The 19,458-nt window shown below is 54.0% G+C and carries 25 protein-coding genes and 3 pseudogenes; 9 read left to right on the top strand and 19 right to left on the bottom strand.

The annotated features are described in order from the left end of the window. Positions 1-200: 200 nt before the first annotated feature. Positions 201-644, bottom strand: a complete 444-nt coding sequence (locus C8J36_RS24450; RefSeq protein WP_132537863.1) for a hypothetical protein — start codon at positions 642-644, stop codon at positions 201-203. Positions 645-971: 327 nt separating this feature from the next. On the opposite strand from C8J36_RS24450, the gene C8J36_RS24445 reads away from it, so the two are divergent. Then, positions 972-1,622 (top strand): hypothetical protein, encoded by a 651-nt coding sequence (locus C8J36_RS24445; protein ID WP_132537862.1) that lies wholly within the window; start codon positions 972-974, stop codon positions 1,620-1,622. Here C8J36_RS24445 and C8J36_RS24440 read toward each other — a convergent pair. From C8J36_RS24440 to C8J36_RS24430, 3 genes are all read right to left on the bottom strand, one after another. Beyond that, positions 1,601-2,041 (bottom strand): hypothetical protein, encoded by a 441-nt coding sequence (locus tag C8J36_RS24440; protein ID WP_132537861.1) that lies wholly within the window; start codon positions 2,039-2,041, stop codon positions 1,601-1,603. The two genes, C8J36_RS24445 and C8J36_RS24440, sit on opposite strands and share 22 nt — an antisense overlap. A gap of 18 nt (positions 2,042-2,059) precedes the next feature. Beyond that, positions 2,060-2,311 (bottom strand): DUF2188 domain-containing protein, encoded by a 252-nt coding sequence (locus tag C8J36_RS24435; RefSeq protein WP_132537860.1) that lies wholly within the window; start codon positions 2,309-2,311, stop codon positions 2,060-2,062. A 300-nt stretch (positions 2,312-2,611) separates the two neighbouring features. Further along, positions 2,612-2,911 (bottom strand): hypothetical protein, encoded by a 300-nt coding sequence (locus C8J36_RS24430; RefSeq protein ID WP_132537859.1) that lies wholly within the window; start codon positions 2,909-2,911, stop codon positions 2,612-2,614. Between the two features lie 80 nt (positions 2,912-2,991). Here C8J36_RS24430 and C8J36_RS24425 point away from each other — a divergent pair, with 80 nt between their 5' ends. Further along, positions 2,992-3,447, top strand: coding sequence for an N-acetyltransferase (locus C8J36_RS24425; RefSeq protein ID WP_132537858.1), 456 nt, complete (start codon positions 2,992-2,994; stop codon positions 3,445-3,447). On the opposite strand, the gene C8J36_RS24420 is transcribed toward C8J36_RS24425, so the two are convergent. The 7 genes from C8J36_RS24420 to C8J36_RS24390 all read right to left on the bottom strand — a co-directional run bounded on the left by C8J36_RS24420 (position 3,414) and on the right by C8J36_RS24390 (position 9,048). Then, positions 3,414-4,360, bottom strand: a protein-coding gene (locus C8J36_RS24420; protein WP_132537857.1) for an IS630 family transposase whose coding sequence is annotated in 2 segments (ribosomal slippage) — positions 3,414-4,021 and positions 4,021-4,360 — 948 coding nt in all. Because the reading frame shifts where the segments join, the coding sequence is not laid out codon by codon here. The two genes, C8J36_RS24425 and C8J36_RS24420, sit on opposite strands and share 34 nt — an antisense overlap. A 211-nt stretch (positions 4,361-4,571) precedes the next feature. Next, positions 4,572-5,126 carry a hypothetical protein gene (locus C8J36_RS24415; RefSeq protein ID WP_132537856.1) on the bottom strand — a complete coding sequence of 185 codons (555 nt, stop codon included), beginning with the start codon at positions 5,124-5,126 and terminating at the stop codon, positions 4,572-4,574. Further along, the gene (locus tag C8J36_RS24410; protein ID WP_132537855.1) at positions 5,119-5,445 is read right to left on the bottom strand and encodes a hypothetical protein; all 327 of its coding nucleotides are present in this window, start codon (positions 5,443-5,445) and stop codon (positions 5,119-5,121) included. The genes C8J36_RS24415 and C8J36_RS24410 overlap by 8 nt, the downstream gene beginning before the upstream one ends. Before the next feature lie 91 nt (positions 5,446-5,536). Continuing rightward, the gene (locus C8J36_RS24405) at positions 5,537-6,799 is read right to left on the bottom strand and encodes a Y-family DNA polymerase (RefSeq protein ID WP_132537854.1); all 1,263 of its coding nucleotides are present in this window, start codon (positions 6,797-6,799) and stop codon (positions 5,537-5,539) included. Positions 6,800-6,801: 2 nt separating this feature from the next. After that, positions 6,802-7,368, bottom strand: coding sequence for a translesion error-prone DNA polymerase V autoproteolytic subunit (gene umuD, locus C8J36_RS24400; RefSeq protein ID WP_245506731.1), 567 nt, complete (start codon positions 7,366-7,368; stop codon positions 6,802-6,804). Between the two features lie 322 nt (positions 7,369-7,690). Then, positions 7,691-8,647 carry a lipid II-degrading bacteriocin gene (locus C8J36_RS24395; RefSeq protein ID WP_132537853.1) on the bottom strand — a complete coding sequence of 319 codons (957 nt, stop codon included), beginning with the start codon at positions 8,645-8,647 and terminating at the stop codon, positions 7,691-7,693. 35 nt (positions 8,648-8,682) lie between these two features. Next, the gene (locus C8J36_RS24390) at positions 8,683-9,048 is read right to left on the bottom strand and encodes a hypothetical protein (protein ID WP_132537852.1); all 366 of its coding nucleotides are present in this window, start codon (positions 9,046-9,048) and stop codon (positions 8,683-8,685) included. 121 nt (positions 9,049-9,169) lie between these two features. Between C8J36_RS24390 and C8J36_RS24385 the strand changes: the two genes are divergently transcribed. From C8J36_RS24385 to C8J36_RS24375, 3 genes are all read left to right on the top strand, one after another. Further along, on the top strand, positions 9,170-9,490 hold the full coding sequence (locus C8J36_RS24385) for a hypothetical protein (protein WP_245506730.1): 321 nt from the start codon (positions 9,170-9,172) through the stop codon (positions 9,488-9,490). An 85-nt stretch (positions 9,491-9,575) separates the two neighbouring features. Then, on the top strand, positions 9,576-9,767 hold the full coding sequence (locus C8J36_RS24380) for a hypothetical protein (RefSeq protein WP_132537851.1): 192 nt from the start codon (positions 9,576-9,578) through the stop codon (positions 9,765-9,767). A gap of 303 nt (positions 9,768-10,070) precedes the next feature. Continuing rightward, entirely contained in the window at positions 10,071-10,406 is a 336-nt protein-coding gene (locus tag C8J36_RS24375) for a metalloregulator ArsR/SmtB family transcription factor (RefSeq protein WP_132537850.1), read from the top strand. A gap of 56 nt (positions 10,407-10,462) precedes the next feature. Here C8J36_RS24375 and C8J36_RS24370 read toward each other — a convergent pair whose 3' ends face one another. The 3 genes from C8J36_RS24370 to C8J36_RS24360 all read right to left on the bottom strand — a co-directional run bounded on the left by C8J36_RS24370 (position 10,463) and on the right by C8J36_RS24360 (position 13,627). Next, on the bottom strand, positions 10,463-10,723 hold the full coding sequence (locus tag C8J36_RS24370) for a metalloregulator ArsR/SmtB family transcription factor (RefSeq protein WP_132537864.1): 261 nt from the start codon (positions 10,721-10,723) through the stop codon (positions 10,463-10,465). Between the two features lie 37 nt (positions 10,724-10,760). After that, entirely contained in the window at positions 10,761-12,500 is a 1,740-nt protein-coding gene (locus C8J36_RS24365) for a PAS domain-containing methyl-accepting chemotaxis protein (protein ID WP_132537849.1), read from the bottom strand. A gap of 182 nt (positions 12,501-12,682) precedes the next feature. Further along, the gene (locus C8J36_RS24360) at positions 12,683-13,627 is read right to left on the bottom strand and encodes a helix-turn-helix domain-containing protein (RefSeq protein WP_132537848.1); all 945 of its coding nucleotides are present in this window, start codon (positions 13,625-13,627) and stop codon (positions 12,683-12,685) included. Positions 13,628-13,994: 367 nt separating this feature from the next. Here C8J36_RS24360 and C8J36_RS25125 point away from each other — a divergent pair, with 367 nt between their 5' ends. From C8J36_RS25125 to C8J36_RS24355, 3 genes and pseudogenes are all read left to right on the top strand, one after another. Next, positions 13,995-14,171 carry a hypothetical protein gene (locus C8J36_RS25125; RefSeq protein WP_165915171.1) on the top strand — a complete coding sequence of 59 codons (177 nt, stop codon included), beginning with the start codon at positions 13,995-13,997 and terminating at the stop codon, positions 14,169-14,171. A gap of 76 nt (positions 14,172-14,247) precedes the next feature. Beyond that, a pseudogene (locus C8J36_RS25565) lies at positions 14,248-14,520 on the top strand (MucR family transcriptional regulator); the annotation flags it as partial. 57 nt (positions 14,521-14,577) lie between these two features. Next, positions 14,578-15,101 (top strand): annotated as a pseudogene (locus tag C8J36_RS24355) (IS630 family transposase); the annotation flags it as partial. A 115-nt stretch (positions 15,102-15,216) separates the two neighbouring features. Here the strand turns inward: C8J36_RS24355 and C8J36_RS24350 are convergent. The 5 genes and pseudogenes from C8J36_RS24350 to C8J36_RS24330 all read right to left on the bottom strand — a co-directional run bounded on the left by C8J36_RS24350 (position 15,217) and on the right by C8J36_RS24330 (position 19,213). Continuing rightward, positions 15,217-15,543 (bottom strand): metalloregulator ArsR/SmtB family transcription factor, encoded by a 327-nt coding sequence (locus C8J36_RS24350; protein WP_132537847.1) that lies wholly within the window; start codon positions 15,541-15,543, stop codon positions 15,217-15,219. Positions 15,544-16,006: 463 nt separating this feature from the next. Beyond that, positions 16,007-16,969 (bottom strand): galactofuranose ABC transporter, galactofuranose-binding protein YtfQ, encoded by a 963-nt coding sequence (gene ytfQ, locus C8J36_RS24345; RefSeq protein WP_132537846.1) that lies wholly within the window; start codon positions 16,967-16,969, stop codon positions 16,007-16,009. A 53-nt stretch (positions 16,970-17,022) separates the two neighbouring features. After that, positions 17,023-18,321 carry a PAS-domain containing protein gene (locus C8J36_RS24340; protein WP_132537845.1) on the bottom strand — a complete coding sequence of 433 codons (1,299 nt, stop codon included), beginning with the start codon at positions 18,319-18,321 and terminating at the stop codon, positions 17,023-17,025. A gap of 164 nt (positions 18,322-18,485) precedes the next feature. Then, positions 18,486-19,025, bottom strand: a pseudogene (locus tag C8J36_RS24335) (integrase core domain-containing protein); the annotation flags it as partial. Next, on the bottom strand, positions 18,941-19,213 hold the full coding sequence (locus C8J36_RS24330) for a transposase (protein WP_132537844.1): 273 nt from the start codon (positions 19,211-19,213) through the stop codon (positions 18,941-18,943). The gene C8J36_RS24330 and the pseudogene C8J36_RS24335, both read right to left, overlap by 85 nt. A 100-nt stretch (positions 19,214-19,313) precedes the next feature. Between C8J36_RS24330 and C8J36_RS24325 the strand changes: the two genes are divergently transcribed. Further along, a partial coding sequence (locus tag C8J36_RS24325) for a transposase (protein WP_165915170.1) occupies positions 19,314-19,458 on the top strand: 145 nt, incomplete at its 3' end.

Genomic DNA, 19,458 nt, shown 5'->3' with positions numbered 1-19,458 from the left:
TCGCGTTTCCGCCGGTTGCTCCCACCCCGCCATTTGGCGTATCAAAAACCGCCCAGGCTCTAATCGCAGCCGGATGAAACTTCAGTGGCAGGTCAATCCGCCGAAACCTCCACCTGCTCCACCAAGTTTGCTGCTATCCTGCGTCGTTGCCGTCGACAGCTTGTAACCGGGTGACTTCGGAGTGACATCGCCGCTATTTGTTACACCGAACTCTCCGGGGTAACTCCCTGAGATACGCGCCGAGACATGGCGAATTTTTCGCCAGCAAATTGGTCGCCGCTAGCGTTAATTGTCACGTTTGAGCCTATTGCAGATCCGAGAAATGCACCCACGCCCATTCCTATAGGGCCACCAGAAATGGCACCTATCATGGCGCCTACTTCCGCCCCAGCTACTCCTTTGACGAAGCTATAACCTTCAGCCTTTGCGGTAGCTATAGCTGCATCGTAGCCGCCGAATGCCCAAGCCACTAAAACCTTCGCGGCTGTTGTACCCACTCCAAGGTATTTTCCGGCTCTACCGAATTCGTCTTTTGTAAAGTTATCTCCGATTTGTTCAGCATATCTTGTAATACCATTTATAGCGTGACCGGCGTAGTCTGTCGGTGCATAGCTATTATCAGAATTATTTCCCGGACTTGCCATTAATATTTCGCTCGAAATCCGTTCCAGATAAAGATGATAAGCCTAACCATATGCACTGCAGGATGATACGATGCCGTGCTAAGTCCATGGATAAATATTAGTACAAGACCGGCGGCAATTACAAAGGCTAGATAATAAAAAAGTGCTCTAACGTAATCACTAAAGTACCATAGTGTTACGGCAAAGCTAACGATTATTAATCTGCACAAGTAAAGAGAAAATTTTGCTTTTAAATCCAACAGATATCTCGTTTCAAAACGGTAAAAAACTTGCTGCCGCTGTATTGATATTCGTTCGAATGAAATTATCCTATATTGAGGAATACACGTGAAAGAAGCCTCCATGCAAGTCAAACACGGCTCTCGACTGAAATTTAATTTGAGGCATACCCGCGGATTCATTGCCCTTCTTGCATTCATAATGAGCGCAAGCGTGGTTCAAGCCAGTTGCCCAGAAAGGGGTGACGTTGGAAAGCCCATTCGCTTGTTCCACACCAATCCCTTTCTAGAAAGTGTGTTTCAACACAACGCAAATGATATCAATGAAATAAAGAGGATGTACATAGATAGAAACTTGAAGGAGGTCATCTCGACTTACGAAAATGCTCTTCTACTACGGGAGAGCGCAAATGCCAGTAGTTCTATAATTTTTGCGTACAAAGATACAGAAGGCTTCTTTGAAAAGGCCTACTCGCACACGGGCTGGAATTCGGCAGTAGATGTCCAGGTTAATCAATCTCTGCTCGATAGAGGCGTCATTAATATAATTAAGGTTGCGGAAGAGAATGTAAAAATCGGAAACTGCTCTTATATTTCCGATGTTTTCAGGGAAACAACATGGTTATCAAAGTCGGGATATATAAATCTCCTAAAGTATTATGCTAGTGAGATTGAAATGATTGTTCGCGTAAAGTATTTAAATGACAACGGTGATTTAATTGGTGATACAACATACGATCAAATTTCAGTTTTAGAATGACTTACGAATGAATCACCAATGGAAAATTGGAGTTTATATACAGAGTTAAAGTTTAATGGCGCTGGAATTCGATCAGTGTTTTGATCACAGTGCAAGGGGTAAATCTTGAAGTGAATGAATGGCGTTATCTTGGATAGCGCCATCTGTCGGCTTTCCTGCTCGTAAGCTTTCCACGCCTGCTTTTCGGCCGCCTCATCGATTGCAGCAGTCACAAACGCCACCGGACCGCCAGCCTCGTCGATCAGCGCCGGATCCGTGAAGTGCGACAAATAGCCAGTCTTTGTCAGGGGAAGGGGGCACCGCGCCGGCACCTCCGAGGATAAGGTCAGATGACAGGCGTTATAGCCCTCGTTCGCCGGACAGTTCCGCTCGTAGGTGATCGGACACGGATGCCGCGCCAGTCGATGTGGTGGTGTCATAGCGGTGCTCTTTCATAGCTAGGCCTCCACACCAGCCCGCGACCGCACCGCCCTGACGCGGAAGTCCGCGCGGTGGTAAGTCTCCGCCATGTCACCGGCCTCAACCGCGACGCGTAAATCTTCCAGAAACTCTGTAAGGGCCGCCATTGCCTCGGCACGGCTGGAAAACGTCTGCAGCGTGGTCTCGCCGCCTTCCTCCTCGGTCCATGTGTTGGTCCAGCCATCGCAGGCGGTGTGCTGTTCGACCTGATAGCGTTTGATTGTTGTCATCTCTTCTCCTTGGGACTTGGGTTGCTCATGCAACCTTGCCCATCGGCGAGATCGGGGTGTCCAAGCCGTCACAGGAGAATCTGGACGGGCGGTGCGGGCGCACGGCGCGCCAGCGGCGGAGCCTCGGCCGGCTTGATTGCCCTTGCGGCGCGGGGAGGGGCTGGCCCCTAAGCTCAATAAGAAAACGCTAACTCAGGAGGAAAGTGTTCATATGCGACATAAATGATATTTAACAGACGAACGATTTGTGTGAGTGTGGTAGGCGTAATCCTACTTAGTTCTTGTCGTTTGCATGACAGTTCAGTCATCTAGGAACATGTGCTTCCCTAAAATGACACCTGCGGGAACGTTTTTTAGATGGCGAAGATGAGGTTCTCGCAAGGTCTCTTGAATGATACGGTCTCCCGTCACTGACTGGCCTGACTGAGACCCCCACCCACCAAGGGCGGTGACGTCTATATGGCGTCCTTCTTTTTCAGCTTCCTCGCGAGCCCTATGCCATTTTGATTCATTAGAAGTCGGCCCTTCGATCGAAAACTGCTTCTTGTCCTGGTCCACAACCATCACGTAAAAAGAGCTATAATTCTTCACTTCCGGCATGACCATTTCCTATATATTATTGGGCTTTGTGAGTCTGGTATACTAACGTCACGCTCTCGATGAACCTTATGAGGATTGATTTGAGCAATCTTGTAAACCCTGCCGATGCTTTGCCATCGTTCCAGAGCGCTTTTGAGTCAGGCGATATCGAATTACAGAAATGCACTAAGGATGAAAATCTCTTCGTTCACGTCGATCAGCCAAACGGCGAGATGCGGCTTACTTACGCTCGGGTTGAAGCAGGTAAAGTAACGGCACTAGTCATTTACTTTGTCGCAGAACCCATGAACGGAATTCCTTGCTTTCAAGCAGGCTGGGCTGTTCCAGAGGCCTACCGAAACAAAGGGCGTGCTAAACAGGCGGTTAAGTCTTCCCTGGCGGAGCTGGAACATGGTTTTGCTAAGCGGGGAATCATCCCGGAATTCTATGTCGAAGCGGTAGTAGGCGTCGATAATATTGCATCGAAAAAGGTAGCCTCAACGGCTTTTAGAGCGTTTCCCTGTCATGTTGGATCATATCCGCAGGAATTGAAGTAGTTCTGAGCTTCTTGCGGTTCGACCATATCAATCAGCTTGCCGATGCGATCCCACAGTCCGGTGACGGTTCTCTCCGCAGCTTTTCGCACGAGAGCCTTGAGCTTGGAGAAGGCCTTCTCAATGGGGTTGAAGTCCGGGCTGTAGGGCGGAAGGAACATCATTGTCGCGCCGACCGCCTCGATCAGTTCCCTTGCTGCCGGTCGTTTGTGGCTGGACAGATTGTCGAGGATGACAACGTCCCCTGGTTTCAATGTCGGAACCAGAACCTGAGCGACATACGCCTCGAACCACTCACCGTTGATCGGTCCGTCTATGACAAGTGGCGCGACCATTCCCGTGTTGCGGAGGCCCGCAACCAATGTGGTCGTCTTGCGATGACCGTGAGGGAAACCCATCCGCAACCGCTCGCCCTTCCGGCATCGCCCGTGAGTACGGGCCATATTGGTCGCGGTCCAGGTTTCGTCGATGAACACGAGCCGCTCTGGATCGAGATCGAGTTGCTCCTCGAACCAGCATTGCCGCTTTTCCAGCACGTCCGGACGGCTTTGCTCTACCGCATGGCCAGTCTTTTTTTGCGCGTTTGTTCGTGCCGAACAAGAAAGCGATGCAGCGCCGACTTGCTGATGGAAATGCCTTGGTCAGCCAAGGCTTTGCGAAGCTCGAAAAGGGTGCCGTCCCGGTGCTCGCCGAGCCAGGTCATGATCAGATCGGCATGCGCTTCTGTCTTGTGGGAATTGCGGTCGCCGCCGAGTGGACCGGGTCGAACATTTCCCTGCTGGATTTGCAAGTGACGCCAACGGCTCACGCTGGCTGCGCTCACGCCGAAACGCTCGGCAGCCTCTCTATGCGATGCGCCGCCGTTCACGGCAGCGAGCACACGTATGCGAAGATCGACGGAAAGGGCTCTCGACATATCTGCCGACCTCCATCGGCAGATAGTTTGAATCAGAAGGAGACTGATTTGCAAAGCCATCCGATTCAATCAGTCAGGGAAACGCTCTAGTGACGAGCCAGAAAATGGAAATGACAAATTTACTGGAGAACCGGTTTTACAATATGTGGTAAAGCTAGCAAAGTAAACGCGTGAATATTCAGTTCTTCTAAGCCTGATTTCAGATATACAACTATTTTGTTTGCGAGCTACTAAGACTTTTCCGTAGGTCAATCGGGACTTCGGTAGAACCAATGTGAAATAAATATTCTATCTGGCGACCAGTCATTTGATCGAGCAAATTCACGGCACGCGAGACGCAGTCGTTGAAACTCACTGGATTGTCTAAAATTCTCGGCGTAACGCTAGCAAACTCATCAACATGGCCGATGTAATTATTCCGATGTTCTACCTTGAGTGTATTAACAGCTTGACGATATGCCTTGACTTGTTCGCCAATTCGGTTTGTGTTTTTTGGATCAAGACCTTCTCGTTTCAAAGCCGAGAACGTAGTCTGAAAAGAGCGATTTCCGATATCTTTATCATCCAACGCCGTAAGGCGTGCGACAATATCGCGGGTTGCGCTTTCAAGCATTATTAGCTCTAATGCAAACGACTCGCGGTCCATAGCCGATATTTCAGGGAAAGCCGCTTTTCGGCGATGCGTGTAAACCAAAATCAATAGCCATAGAACGTCGTCCCTTAGACCATCTAAGAGTATTGCGGCCTCTGTGTAGTCCTTAGCCATAGATCGATTTATCCGAAAACCTCGTTTCTATTTCGGCCAAAACGATTTCGTCTCGGATCAGCTTGAGTGAATATATGTTGACGTCTGGGGCCAAGCTGAACGGCCCCGACGCATCGTAAAACCTATACTCAAGAATCATACGATCATTTCCCGCGTCAATTGCGTAGGCGGACATCATCTTTGGGGAAATAGGCTCAATCTCCCTCAGCCCCAGCGCTAGAGCCTGCTTCCTCGCTATCGTATCATCTTGCTGATTTTGAGCTTCCTGAAGCACTGCCTTCAGCTTGTCGTAAATCGGGTTGAGAACTGAGATAGACACAACTAATCCTTTTTTTGCTGGCTCTACTCTGCCGCGAGGCTAAGCGCTTCACAACAAAAATATATTCCCGCTCGAACGGGCTCTGTCTACCTTAGACTTGAAGCAAATCTTTCCAGTTGGTGGTGTAAGCCGCCGACTTCTGCTCACTCCGCAGCGCCCACGTCTGCTTCAGCCCACCGACCGCAAATCCCACGGTCCCCCGGCCATAGCGCTTATTGAGCGCGTCCAGCCCCGCCATCAGCTGAACCCGCTCCGGACTGTCCGGCGCGTGGAACAGCGTACCCTGCACGGTCTCCGCCCGGTGCAGGTCGAGGCAGACCACGCCGGCTTTCTTGTAGCTGAACCCCGGCTGCCAGATCCGCTCAAGCCCATGCAGCGCGGCCTTGATCAGCCGCGTCGTGTCCGAGGTCGCCACCGGCAGGTGCACGGTATGCTGTCCGGTGTATTGCTTGTCCTGCTCACGGAACCGGTTGGTGGTGACGAACACCTGCAGGGCAGGGGTCACCAGCCCGTCGCGGCGCATCTTCTCGGCCGCGCGGCTGATGTACGTCGCCACCGCCTCCCGCATGTCGGTGAGGGTAACCACCGGTCGGCCAAACGACCGCGACGCCATGGTAGTCTGCCGATCGGCAGCTTCTAGCTCCAGCGCCATGCAGGAGATCCCCTGCAGCTCCAGCACCATGCGTTCCAGCACCACGCTGAAATGGGTGCGGATCCGTTTCGGGTCGGTGTCACGCAACTGCAGCGGCGTGGTCACGCCGATGTCACGCAACCGCGCCTCCATGCGTGATGCCAGCCCCCACAGGTCGGTGAGTTTGAGCCCGGCCAAAGCAGCGGTCTGCTCGGCCTCCGTCATCAGCGCCAGCACCCCGCCACTCTCCGGCGTCTTCTTCGCCAGCCGGTTGGCGACCTTGGCCAGTGTCTTGGTGGGGGCAATGCCCACGGAGACCGGAATCCCGGTCCACTGCAGCACGGCGGCCCGCGCTTCCCGCATCTGCCGGTCCATGCGGTCTTCCATCCCTGCAAGGCTGAGGAACGCCTCGTCGATCGAGTAGATCTCGATGTCAGGCACGAACCCCCCAAGGGTCCGCATGACCCGCCCGCTCATGTCGCCGTAGAGGGTGTAGTTGCTGGAGCGCACGATTACACCCTCCCGCTCGAACTTCTCGCGGTTAAGGTGCCAGGGCGCACCCATGTCGATGCCGAGCGCCTTGGCCTCGTTCGAGCGGGCGATCACGCAGCCGTCGTTGTTGGACAGGACCACCACCGGGCGGCCACGCAGTTTCGGCTGGAACACCCTCTCGCACGAAGCGTAGAAGTTGTTGCAGTCGACCAGGGCAATGGGCGGGGGCATGCCTAGAACATACGGATCGAGCGCGTGATCACGCCCCACACCTCGAACTCGCGGCCCTCGCTGATGACGATGTCGGGGTAAGAGGGGTTTTCCGCATGCAGCAGGATGCAGCGCTCGCGCACCAGGTAGCGCTTGATCGTGAACTCGCCGTCGACCAGCGCCAGCACGATGCAGCCGGACACGGCGTTGCGGGCGCGGTTCACCACCGCGATGTCGCCCGGGAAGATACCGGCCCCGGTCATGCTGTCGCCGGAGGCACGCACCGCAAAGGTGGCGGCCGGGTTCTCGATGATCAGCTCGTTGAAGTCGAGCGGGCGGTCCATGTAATCGTCGGCCGGGGAAGGGAAGCCGCAGGCGGCACTGGTCGACATCAGCGGCACGGTCTGGGCGCGCACGCCTTCGACGTCGATGAAGCCGTTGATGTCACCGGCGCGGATACCGCGATCGGCAAGCCGCCGCGCTAGGTCGGCCAAGGGTACGGGAAGCCGCACCACCTTGGTTTCCGGTGCGCGTGGTCGCCCGGCATTGCTCCGCCGTCCCCCGTGTGGTCGCGCCAGCTTCATGATCATGATCCCCATCTTGATTGTTGTAACAACAATCACACAGGCGGCGGGTTCCGTCCAGCGGTTCGATAGCCTGCGCGAACCTTTCAGCCGATGTTCACGCGACGAGGTCAATCAGCGTCGTCATCCCCTATTTCTAAGTTAGGGATGACGACACTCCGCACCGTTTCGACGCAGCACAGGCCCGCCTGCGAAAGCGAGCAACTCTTCATAAGAGTATCTTTGCCCGGCGCGCTATCATATTATTGCCATCCTTGCGTAATCCGGCAACGACATGGCTGTTATGCGCGCCGCTGGCACTCGCTATGTCACGGAAGGCCAGCCCTTCCTATACAAGATCCCAGCCGTTAGCGTGGCCAATGCTAAAAGTATCTGTCTGTGCTAATTCAAAGTTTCCAAAATCTTGAGCCTTGGGAGGCGTAACTCCCAACCCCATTGTGTTATTTTCAAGCGTGTTCTGATCGAAATGCAAATGAAAATGGTCGGTAATGTTTATATTGAATGGAGTTCCATCTTTGGTAACCTCCAATGTGGCCAGTACAGCTGTCGCAAGGGTCGCGTACACACTGCGTGCGGTATCCATGTTGCCGTCATACCTATCCGGAAGTCCAGTTAGTTCACCATCAAACGACCATTTATTGGCGGATGTCCGTGTAAAATCACCTTTTACAGTCAGTCTAATATTCCCCACAGTGTAGGAAACTTCTGATGTACCAGGGTCATTGTACGTGCTGTAGCTGAATGTGCTTTCAATATGCTGTTTGCCTATGACCTTCGAGTTAATCGCAGTCTGCAGCGCCGAAATTTCTTTGGTTGAAATATGGATATTTGCATCATTGATGTTCAGTTTCATGTCTTTTCCATTGCCGAACAAGTAATGCGTGAGCGCATTGATGGGCATGAAACTGCCAGCGTGAAGCGTTGCGGTATTTACGTACGTGTTGCTTAGCTTATCACTGTGAATTTGAACATATGCAGGTGTCATGCCCGCTTCGTATTGACCCATCCCAGAGATGTTCGAATAAACGATCAAGGTGTTTTTAGCTGTTTTCGCGTCTAGCTTCGAGACATCTTTGAACCAGTCTACCATGTACTCTGATGAATTCATGTAATCCACATATTCATTGAGCATGTTTATGAGGTGCCAATGCTCCTGAAACATTGACTCGACTTCGGTCATCCAGTTGCTTGCCATTCCCCAGTAGTAAAAATAGTGGGTACCACCGCGCACAATAATCGTTTCAAGTACCGAGTTGTTTACAGCTTCAGCCTGTCGTGTATCCACGATTACCTGCTCCTAACCGATTTTCTGGAACTAAATTATCTCGAAATACTGTATTCGACATGTTCGTCACAAGCTGGCATAGCGCCGAGTACGGCGATCTGTTTGCCACTCCTGACAACTTTGAACGCTACAGACCAACCCGCGTTGTAGCTATAGGTCGCAGTGGCGGGCACCATCTCCAGCTCAGATGTAGTGACGCGTTGCCCATCAATGACTGGATTGCGGTTCCATATTGGATAATGCATAGAAGCAAAGACTACTGACTTAATCTTGTCTTCATCCCAATCTGAGCATTCTCGAATGACACGGTTCATCGTAAACATAGGTATAATCACCGCAGAAACGGCCGCAAACAATCCTGTCCACAATAGATATCGGTATGCTTTATTCAGGCTAAGCATCAAGTATCCTCGTCGGCAAGGTGAAGGTTTGGTGCAAATGAAATCTCGCATAACATGACTTTTTTAATCATATTAAGTCAATGATCGTTACCCGAGATTTCAGGTCGTCGGAGCATAAAGAATGGCTAGAGTTGCAAATCTGCGCATGATGCAGGCGAGTGAAATTCCGGCTTTTGTCGATGCTGTTATTGAAGCAGGCTGCGATATCTGCGCCTTCGGTGACGATCTTTACACGATCGGAGATGCCGACCTGACGGACGAAGAATACGAGATCGCAGCCCCCCAGCTCCGAGCAATCAGCTTAAAATTCGGCGATCGAGACTTCCTGCGACGTGAAATCGCTGCCCACCTGCGCGCACTCGGCCGTTACATCGACAGTTCAGATGTGAGCCACTGGACCTTGAACGCACCGTCACCAGGAACCACCCCGTCACAGCATTGACTGACGATTTCCGAGCTCCGGCATTGATCCCCACGCACCTTACGGCCCACGAAAAAGTTAGGTATACTTAAAATGGTATGGATCCATGACCATTTCTGCAGGACGTAAACCTTACTTCGCCATGCTGGACTGCGATGACAGATGGTCAGTCATCGATGCGCGAACAGGCCTGGCACTGGTTATAGACGGTGTACCAATGGTCTTGCTGAGCCGGGATCAGGCTGCCGCTTTGGTTGAGGCCGCCAATCTGGGTGCCGACTTTTTGAAGCTGCACTGAGTATTGAGAAGGTTACAGGCGCTTGGCGGCCTCCGACCCTAAGGCTGCAGATTTCAGCGTGTTTTAGCAGATGGCGCACAAATCCCGAGTGCAAGCTCAATGCCACTGGCGCAAGCGACGTTCACATGAAGGCAATGCCGGAGGAGGCGACGAATGCCATTAGCCTGCGGCATTGATCGTTATTTCTCATTCATCTGTATTATTTGATTTTGATATAGACAGAAATCTGTCACATTACCCTTGGTTCACCCGACTCTGAGTTTCTGGAAATTGCAACTGCATCCCGTAGGCATAGAAATTGGCATGACCAAAGACCAAGCGAAGCGTTCAGCGGACGCATTTTCAAATATTGCCAATCCCGTACGTATTCTCATGATCAAAGTCATGGCCAACGGAGAAACGTCGGTGGGAATGTTGGCAGATAGACTCGGCCTGTCGACGTCCGCAGCCTCGCAGCATCTGAAAAAGCTAAAAGAAACCGGAATTCTCGTTCAAAGAAAACATGCGCAGTACCGGTATTATAAGCTCGATCCGAGAAGTTCTCACGCTTTCCTTAAATTAATCTCTCTTGCGGAAGAGCGAGAGCCTCAACCGTCAGGCCGGAAGTGGCGCCTTGATAGACGTTCAAATACCAGGTGACTCTATGGAGATCCAGCAAACACGTGGCCGACATCGGTCCTGCTGGTCCTAGAACCCTACGCTATTTCAAATATGCCGACCCAACCCCTTAGCTTGTGGAAACCTATCTTGTTGATCATGTAAATGCGACGTGTTCCGTCGGATTGGACAGAGACCAGTTCGGCATCCCGAAGGACTTTGAGATGTTGCGACACAGCCGGGCGGCTGATCGGCAAGCTGCTGGCCATCTGATTAACCGTCATGGGTGAACCGCTGAGTTGTTCCAGGATCCAGCGTCGAACAGGATCTGAACGTGCTTTAAAAATGCCGTCCGTCATAGCCGATCGGCCGCAGCCAATGCCGTCCAGGCGCCAATCAGAACTCATTCCAGTCCTCGGTTTTCCGCACTGTGTTCCCGTGACGGGAGGTAACCAGCCTGACTGGCTTTGCAACGGGGACGTGCTGGGCTTCCTGACGAATTGTCCCGACGTTGAACCGCGAGAGCAGTTCGAAAAGCTGGCCTGCTTCTGTTGCCAGCTGACTGGCTGCAGCGCTTGTCTCTTCGACCATGGCTGCATTCTGCTGGGTCGCCTGGTCCATGGTATTGACGGCGGTACTGATCTCCTTCAGGCCGGTGGCCTGTTCCGTCGAGGCCGTAACGATGGCACTGACATTACGGTCGACCTGAACCACTTGCGCTACGATATCCTGCAGGGCGCTACCGGTCGTTCCAACCAGAGAGACGCCATTCCGAACGAAGCCACCTGATTTGGCAATCAGGTCTTTGATCTCCTTGGCAGCAACCGCCGACCGCTGAGCCAGCTCGCGCACTTCTTGCGCGACAACGGCAAAGCCTTTGCCGGCCTCTCCCGCCCGTGCCGCCTCGACACCAGCATTCAGAGCCAGCAGGTTGGTCTGAAAGGCGATTCCGTCAATCACGCTGATGATGGTTGCAATCTCGGTCGAGGAACGTTCGATATCGCCCATGGCCGACACCGCTTCGCTGACAACCAGTCCCGACTGCTCAGCGCTGCCCTTGGTACTGCGCACCAGCTGGCCGGCTTCCTTGGCACGCTGGCTGGAGTCCGAAACGGTCGTGGTGATCTGCTCGAGGGCAGCGGCCGTCTCCTCGACAGATGCAGCCTGCTGCTCGGTTCGTCGCGCCAGATTATCAGAAGCGGATTGGATTTCCCGGGATGCAGAGGCGATGGCGGAGGCGTTCCGGGAGACCGTTTGCATGGCGGAACAGAGACTGGAAGCGGTTTCGTTGAAGTCACCCCGCAAAGACTCCAGCGCCGGCAGAAAGGGCGCGCTGATCGACTGCGTCAGGTCGCCTTGGGAGAGCGCCTTGAGGGCAAGGCCCAGCTGTTCGACGTTGTTAACCCGCGTGGTGATGTCGGTCGCGAACTTGACGACTTTGAAGACCCTGCCGCTTGGATCAAAAATGGGGTTATAGGAGGCCTGAATGTGCACATGCCGGCCTCCTTTACCGAGGCGCATGAATTCGTCGGAAAACAGCTCTCCTGCAGCCAGGCGCGACCAGAAGCCCCTGTATGCATCACTCGCGACGTAAGCAGGCTCGCAGAAGAGGGAGTGGTGCTTGCCGAAGATTTCACTGGCGGTGTAGCCGAGCGTGGTCAGGAAATTCTCGTTGGCCGTGATGATCTGCCCTTCAGGTGTAAATTCGATGACGGCCTGTGCACGTGAGATGGCGGAAATTTTGCCAGCATCTTCGGCTGCCAACATTTTTCGTTGTGTGATGTCAGTTGCAAACTTGATAATTTTTGCGACCCGGCCGTGGTGGAACACCGGATTGTAAGAAGCCTCGATCCAGACTTCCCTGCCGCCCTTGCCGATGCGCTTGTACTGCCCACGATCGAATTCGCCGCGGCCAAGCTTGGCCCAGAATGCCTGGTAATCGGGTAATGCAGCCTCGGCCGAATCAACGAACAGACGGTGATGCTTGCCGACGATTTCGGGAAGACTGTAACCCAGCGTTTCACAGAAATTCGCATTAGCCGCCACAACTGTCCCGTCGACCTTGAATTCGATGATGGCCTGGGAGGCATGCAGTGCCTTCAGTATGGCACCTGCTTCGAAATTCACCCCAAACATGCAAATCTCCTTTTAGTGACCTGACATAGATCCCGTGCGATCACTTGATCGGCTTCGCGGACTGACCTGCCATGGTCCCAAAAGTGGGGTAAGAAATTTAGGAGTTGTAAATTATAATGATAACTACATGATTTATACGGAATTTAGACCTTGGTTGCGTTTGTGTGCCCTGTAAGGCTTACTCATCGCCAGCTTCCCTGTCGGAACACATCGCCGGGCCTCTCGCCGAACTCCGCAAAAAAGAGACGTGCAAACTCGCCTGACGAGTAGAACCCCCATTTCCGGGCGATTTCCCCAACCCCTAAGCCATTACCGGCTTTCAGATCAGCGTAGGCACGCTTGAGTCGAATTCTTCGAAGATACTGCTGGGGCGTCGTCTCCAGACGCTCACGAAATGTCAGTTGGAGGGAGCGGATACTCACTCCGGATGCGACAGCGACATCGGTAGGCGTTATAGGCAGGTGGACGTTCGCGTCCATGTATTGCATGGCTGTCCGGATAATCCGCGGCAGTTCGATAGAGCCCTGGAGCAATGCCGCCGTGTGGTTATGCTGCGCGCCGTACAAGATTGTATTGATCAGGGCATCCTGCAAATTAGCGATCGCCAACGGATTTCCCGCAAGTCCGCCGTGTTCGGATAATCCGACGTACAAGGTATCGCAGATATGTTCGCAGGCGATATGCACTGGCAAGGCCATGCCGCCAGGAGCAAAGGTGATCCGGGCAGCATGAGACTGGCCCATCCGGTCACAGACTGCCTTCATCAATGTGCAGGCCTCGATGATGACTCCCTTTTTGGACATCATTGCCAGACCGGTGGATCCTTCCGAGTCCCTCCGGTCTATCATAACGGTGGCGTGCACGTTTTCGCCGTCAATTTGAGAAGTGTGATCCAGGTCAAGAGTTTTGCGGTGGATGGCAAAGACGAAATCATCCAGCGTCTTTGTGTAGCGAGCATGGTAGCCGGTGATGGAGGCTGCGCCGAAAATTAACAGGCTGTCGGTTTGCGCGACCCGCCCCAGGACGTGGAACTTCCCTTTGTCCGGAGGTTCTAGATTGAACGGAGCCGCAAGGCTCTTGATGGCATTGTTTGCTTGGTCAACATCGAAAAACTCCATCTGCGGCATGTCGTCCCCCTCTAGCCGGTCCGATTACATAGAAGGGAACTCTGTATTTCAACTATCTATCTTAGAGGAACAATTTTCCCAAAGGGCGTCGTTCAGAATGAGAGCAGAAGCTTCTGGCAATGATGTCGTGTTCTGCCTGCCGACATGGCGATGAAACCGAGATAGGTGGCAGACATACAAAGGTGTCTATCACCTAATGTCTTGTATTAGATAATCGGGCGAAGCACGCCGACCACCATGAAATTAGTAAGCCAAAGGTTCCACTTCGACTATGCATCATAGACTTATCTGCGATTGCGCGATCGATGCGATCTTGACCAACATTACGAACGCCCGATATCCTTGATGGATTATTAAGGAGGTCGTCTTGGGCGGTGCATCTTCCTACGGATCATTAGCCGATAAGCGGGCCAAGACGGTTAGAGGCGATCACGACCTGACCAAGGCAGCCTTTGCCGAAATGAAGGCACAGGAAGATGCAGACCGGCGGGCGAAAACCGAACGTCTGCGCGCCCTGCGTCTCTCCGCCCAGAACGGCGCCTGAGGAGGCGATACATCACCCTTGGCTGTCTGAGCGGAAAACGGTATTGCTCGGACTGCTTGTCTGATTGGAAAACCTTATGGCGCATGAGAACACCGGCAACGGTCAGGTGATCGCACTAGCGGCACGGATCGTTGCTACCTACATTGGCAAGCATACTGTTCACATGGCGCAGCTACCAGAGCTGATCGACCAGACGTGGGCCGCTTTGGGTTCTTTGGGCCAAACGCCGCCTGTTACCGACGACCCGGACAGGCCGATACCCGCCGTGCCGGTCCGCAAGTCGATCCAGCCCGATCATCTGCTCAGCTTGGAGGACGGCAAACCCTATGTATCCCTCAAGCGCCATCTGATGGCGAGATACGGGATGACCCCGGATGACTACCGCACCAAGTGGAATCTGCCCAAGGACCTCCTGAAGCGTCGCCAGGACTGGTTCGACGGCCAGCTCGATCTCGATCCGGTGCGCCTCGTCTTCATCGATGAAACAGGCCTGAGCACGAAATGTCACGGCCTTGCGGACGAGCCATCTGTGGAGAACGATGCCGCTCCCCGATCCCACACGGGCACTGGAAGACGACGACGTTTAGCGGAGCGCTCATGCTATCCGGCATGACCGCGCCCATGGTCTTGGACGGTGCCATGAACGGCGCCACCTTCCAAGCCTATGTGCAACAGGTTCTCATTCCAACCTTGGCACCGGGCGATATCGTCATCATGGACAATCTGCCAGCACAAAAGGCTGAGTGCGTGCGTCACGCAATCGAAGGTGCGGGATGCCGTTTGCTCTACCTTCCTCCCTATAGCCCCGACTTCAACCCCGTCGAGAAGGCTTTTGCAAAGCTCAAGGCTGTCTTGCGCGCCAAAGCCGAGCGGACGGTCGCGCGCTTGTGGAATAGGGTCGGCCAGATCGTCACCATGTTCGAGCCGTAAGAATGCGCCAACTGCTCAAATCGTGCGGATATGACCCTGAGTAAAGTGGATGTGCTCTAATTAGGAGGCCGGATAAGCGGAAAGACGATGACGGTGCTGTCACTCTCTAAATCAACTAAGCAAGGGATTGTGCCAACACTCTTACTACCATCAATGTTGTCTGCTTGCTCTCGGCGGTTTCGATCAGCGATCGGACAAGACTGTGCATGTCGGCAGTGATGGAACAATATCTCGATGTCATCTCTCGCTTCTGAACCATCAGGCCATTTCGCTTTAATAATGCAAGGTGCTGGGAAGTTGCCGATTGCGAGAGGCCGACCCTCTCCGCAAGCGTCCCGACCGATACCTCTTCGTCTAACATGATCTTCAACATAAGCAGTCGTTTTGGATTGGCGAAAGTTGATAGTAGTTTTGCGCGTTCAACAGCATCGACTGAATCCATATTGCACCCCCTTGTTATTGATACTGATATGCGACCACAAGAATGCAGCGAACGTTGGCACAGATCCTGGCACCACTGGAGAACGTCTCGCAAACGCAGTTGGCTCGACAGGCCATTGGCCAAAGATACGAACGCTCGTCTTCGATGGAGACCTGCATCATGAGGCAACGAAATCGGGTTGCCGTCACGCTGTCGCCGCCAGTGGCACGTGACAAGGAAAGCATAGGTTCCTAGAGCGGGATGCATGCTCTCTCCTGGAATCCCGCTGCGTTCATCACACCTGGACCTGTCATGCTTACATAGAGCGGGGATAGCCCGATATGCGGCGCGACGGCGGTCGGAAGCGTTGGAACGGAACGCGTCGCCGGCCGGCGGACACGAGCCAGCGTAGGCCTTTGCTCCCGCCGGTCGCACGCTGGAAACCAGGGTCAGGCCTTCAAGGTCCCAACCGGAGCTTCGTGTCTTAGTAGCCGAGGCCCTTCTTGGCTTCGTACACCTTCTGCGGCTCGTCGGCCTGGGTGTAGAGCTTGGATTCCGTCTGGATCCACTTCGGCGGTTCCTTGCCGTCCTTCTTGAAGGCGGCGAGAGCGTCGAAGGCGGGGCCTGCCATGTTCGGCGTCAGTTCGACCGTCGCATTGGCTTCGCCGGCGGCCATCGCCTGGAAGATATCCGGAACGGCGTCGATGGAGACGACGAGGATGTCCTTGCCCGGCTTCAGGCCGGCTTCCTTGATGGCCTGGATCGCGCCGACGGCCATGTCGTCGTTATGAGCGTAGAGGGCACAGATGTCCTTGCCGCCGTTCTCGGCCTTCAGGAAGCTTTCCATGACTTCCTTGCCCTTGGTGCGGGTGAAGTCGCCGGTCTGCGAGCGAACGATCTTCAGGTTGTCGTGGCCCTTCAGCGCCTCTTCGAAGCCCTTCTTGCGATCGATGGCCGGCGAGGAGCCGGTCGTGCCCTGGAGCTCGACGACATTGCACGGCTTGCCGGCGGTGGTGTCCACCAGCCACTTGCCGGCGACATTGCCTTCATGCACGAGGTCGGATGTCACGGCCGTCATGTAGAGGCTCTTGTCGGCATCGACGGTGCGGTCGAGCAGGATGACCGGGATCTCGGCATCCTTGGCTTCGCCGAGCACTTCGTCCCAGCCGGTGGCGACGACGGGCGCGACGAAGATCGCGTCGACGCCCTGAGCGATGAACGAGCGCAGCGCCTTGATCTGGTTTTCCTGCTTCTGCTGGGCATCGGCGAACTTCAGGTCGATGCCGCGCTTTTCGGCTTCCTGCTTGGTGACCGTCGTTTCGGCGGCGCGCCAGCCGGATTCAGAACCGATCTGCGAGAAGCCGACCGTCATGTCCGCGGCAGAAGCGCTCGAAAAAGCGCAGGCAGCCAGAACCGTTGCACAACTAAGTGCCTTAACAAACTTCATGATTTCCTCCCGAAAATTACTCCCCAGCGATACAGCCTTAAAATCATATAATATTACAAATGGCAACTACATATCTTAAAATTAGGCATGTCACCCGCCGCGTGTCCAAATGTGTCGTTGACGGTTTTAAAGCGGTCAAGATCAATAATCAGAAGGTGAAAGGGTCGTTTCTCTCGTAGGGCAGCGATCTTGCGATCGCGGAACGCACGGCGGTTGGGAAGTCCTGTCAGATGATCATTGAAGGCGAGCTCAGCAATCTCATTTCGAGCGTTTCGTTCCCCAGTGACATCGTTGAACGTGAAGACGACGCCACCTCCGGCTACCAGATTGCTGTCGATCTCGACAATTCTTCCGTCGGGCAACATAAGATCTGCAGGGGCAATGTCGATAGCCCTTGATCGATTGCTGATGCGATTGGTAATCCGGCTGCGATGTTCCGGATCCCATTCGGAAGCGGATGACACCAGCTCAATGACATCGTCCACTGTCATCCCAACGTGGAGCGAGGCGCCATTCAAGCCGAACATCTTGACGAAGCGTTCGTTAAAGAGTCCGAGCTTCCCTTCTCCGTCAACAAAGACCAGTCCGTTCGACATATTCTGAAGCGCCGTCGAAAGCATGGTGGAATGCGATTTCTCCTGCACATCGAAGCGCTTCGCAGCGATGATCGTCATCAAGGTGCCTATCAAGAGAACGGCAGCGCCCATGCCGGTGAAGATGCTTAAGGTGAGATGATCCCATACCAGACCCGATGTATTGAGCGCGCGCGACAGTGTCGTTCCAGAGATAGATATGAAATGCGTGCCACAGACAGCAAGGGTAAAGGTGGCGCAGAAAAGACGCGGGGATGCCAAAATTCGGCTGGACCCGCTTCCAGCGGCCATAAGCAATGCACCTGTCGCGAAAGCCGCAAGCGTGGCGGTCGGATCCTGGATTTGAATGCATCCATCAAGTGCTGACATCCCAGCGTAATGCATGGTCCCAATACCCAACCCTGCACTAGTACCTAGAGCGACGCGAATTGCTTTTTGCTGGATGATGCTCGTCGCAGCGAGCGGAATGCCGACAGCGAGAACGCCGATCAACACCGAGGCAGCTGTAACGGGGCCGCTGTAGCTGATGTGCAGGTCTGGCCTATATCCGATCATCGCCATGAAATGAGTAGTCCAGACTCCAATACCTGCTACAGCCGCGGCGCCTGCCAGCCATTGGAGGCGTGTCGTACCCGTGGAAAAAGTAGCTCTGGCGTGGAGTGCGACGAGTAGCCAGCCCGCAGCAATGCAGATGGCGAGCGCGGCGAGTATAATGGCGACCGAGTGGTCTGCCGTGAGTTGAGATAGTTCAAGAAGCATGACATGAAGATAACATTACGCATATTGCACATTTGCAAACAATTCCGGTTAAGAAATCATTTGCTGCCCTCAGATAATGGCACGAAATACTCCGAAGGCTTATACAATCAGAATGACAACGAGGGGATCTTGGTCTGTCCCCATGGGGTGATCCGGGTTTAATGTTAGTGCATGCTCGGCCTGGCCGCTACCGCTGGCGTTGACGCCGGGCCGTTTTGGCGAGGCCAGACAGCCGCTTCGGGTGCCGGTGGCTTGTAGTTCAGTGACGAGTGCGGACGCACGGTGTCGTAGTGCCCCCGCCAGCCCTCGATGATGATCTTTGCTTCTTTAAGCGTGTAGAAGATTTCTCTGTTGAGCAGTTCGTCCCTGAGCTTCGAGTCGAAGCTTTCGCAATAACCGTTCTCCCATGGGCTGCCCGGCATGATGTACGCCGTTCTGGCACCGACCGTTGCAATCCACTCCCTCAGCGCCTTGGCGATGAATTCCGGGCCGTTGTCGGAACGAATATGCGCCGGGACGCCCCGCATGATGAACAGGTCTGAGAGGACGTCGATTACATCTACGGCCTTCAGCTTTCTCTCGACCCTGATACCGGTGCATTCCCGTGTAAACTCATCGATCACGTTGAGCATTCGGATCTTCCTTCCATTATGCATGCGGTCCTCGACAAAATCGTAGGACCAGACATGGTTGGGATATTCCGGTGTCCGGGCGATAACCCATACCGACGCGCAACACCACTCCCCGACATCTCGCCGCTATGGCTTTCGGCGACAATGCGGTCCTTCTCCTCGTCGCTCCAGTCGCGGCGACGCCCTGTTCCCGTGAAAACCTCAAACCGTTGTAACGGCACATCTTCACTGGTGCCATGCGTAAACCCTGTAATCGTCATATGTCGAAGCCCCGTTCAGGTGCTCTGATCCCCATAAACTGGACCGTTCATAATTGAAGTTTTCCGCGGTAATTTCCCGGCTGGGAAAAGGAGCGGAAGCATGAAAGCATCGAAGTTTTCGGACGCCCAGAAGGCGTTTATCTTGAAGCCGGGCGACGACGGCGTGCCGGTGGCCGAGATCTGCCGGAAGGCGGGGATCAGCCAGGCGACGTATTTCAATTGGCGCAAGAAGTATGCAGGTCTGC

It is taken from the genome of Rhizobium sp. PP-F2F-G48 (genome assembly GCF_004342335.1).
GTDB lineage: Bacteria > Pseudomonadota > Alphaproteobacteria > Rhizobiales > Rhizobiaceae > Ferranicluibacter.
Note: the sequence above shows the minus strand (reverse complement) of the source record. Positions and strands in the feature narration are given on the sequence as shown.

Coding starts and splice junctions, on each gene's coding strand:
- C8J36_RS24450 (WP_132537863.1), bottom strand. CDS start 644: ATGGCAAGTCCGGGAAATAATTCTGATAATAGCTATGCACCGACAGAC.
- C8J36_RS24440 (WP_132537861.1), bottom strand. CDS start 2,041: ATGACACCACCACATCGACTGGCGCGGCATCCGTGTCCGATCACCTAC.
- C8J36_RS24435 (WP_132537860.1), bottom strand. CDS start 2,311: ATGACAACAATCAAACGCTATCAGGTCGAACAGCACACCGCCTGCGAT.
- C8J36_RS24430 (WP_132537859.1), bottom strand. CDS start 2,911: ATGCCGGAAGTGAAGAATTATAGCTCTTTTTACGTGATGGTTGTGGAC.
- C8J36_RS24415 (WP_132537856.1), bottom strand. CDS start 5,126: ATGGCTAAGGACTACACAGAGGCCGCAATACTCTTAGATGGTCTAAGG.
- C8J36_RS24405 (WP_132537854.1), bottom strand. CDS start 6,799: ATGCCCCCGCCCATTGCCCTGGTCGACTGCAACAACTTCTACGCTTCG.
- umuD (WP_245506731.1), bottom strand. CDS start 7,368: ATGATCATGAAGCTGGCGCGACCACACGGGGGACGGCGGAGCAATGCC.
- C8J36_RS24390 (WP_132537852.1), bottom strand. CDS start 9,048: ATGCTTAGCCTGAATAAAGCATACCGATATCTATTGTGGACAGGATTG.
- C8J36_RS24385 (WP_245506730.1), top strand. CDS start 9,170: ATGGCTAGAGTTGCAAATCTGCGCATGATGCAGGCGAGTGAAATTCCG.
- C8J36_RS24380 (WP_132537851.1), top strand. CDS start 9,576: ATGACCATTTCTGCAGGACGTAAACCTTACTTCGCCATGCTGGACTGC.
- C8J36_RS24375 (WP_132537850.1), top strand. CDS start 10,071: ATGACCAAAGACCAAGCGAAGCGTTCAGCGGACGCATTTTCAAATATT.
- C8J36_RS24370 (WP_132537864.1), bottom strand. CDS start 10,723: ATGACGGACGGCATTTTTAAAGCACGTTCAGATCCTGTTCGACGCTGG.
- C8J36_RS24365 (WP_132537849.1), bottom strand. CDS start 12,500: ATGTTTGGGGTGAATTTCGAAGCAGGTGCCATACTGAAGGCACTGCAT.
- C8J36_RS24360 (WP_132537848.1), bottom strand. CDS start 13,627: ATGCCGCAGATGGAGTTTTTCGATGTTGACCAAGCAAACAATGCCATC.
- C8J36_RS24350 (WP_132537847.1), bottom strand. CDS start 15,543: ATGGATTCAGTCGATGCTGTTGAACGCGCAAAACTACTATCAACTTTC.
- ytfQ (WP_132537846.1), bottom strand. CDS start 16,969: ATGAAGTTTGTTAAGGCACTTAGTTGTGCAACGGTTCTGGCTGCCTGC.
- C8J36_RS24340 (WP_132537845.1), bottom strand. CDS start 18,321: ATGCTTCTTGAACTATCTCAACTCACGGCAGACCACTCGGTCGCCATT.
- C8J36_RS24330 (WP_132537844.1), bottom strand. CDS start 19,213: ATGACGATTACAGGGTTTACGCATGGCACCAGTGAAGATGTGCCGTTA.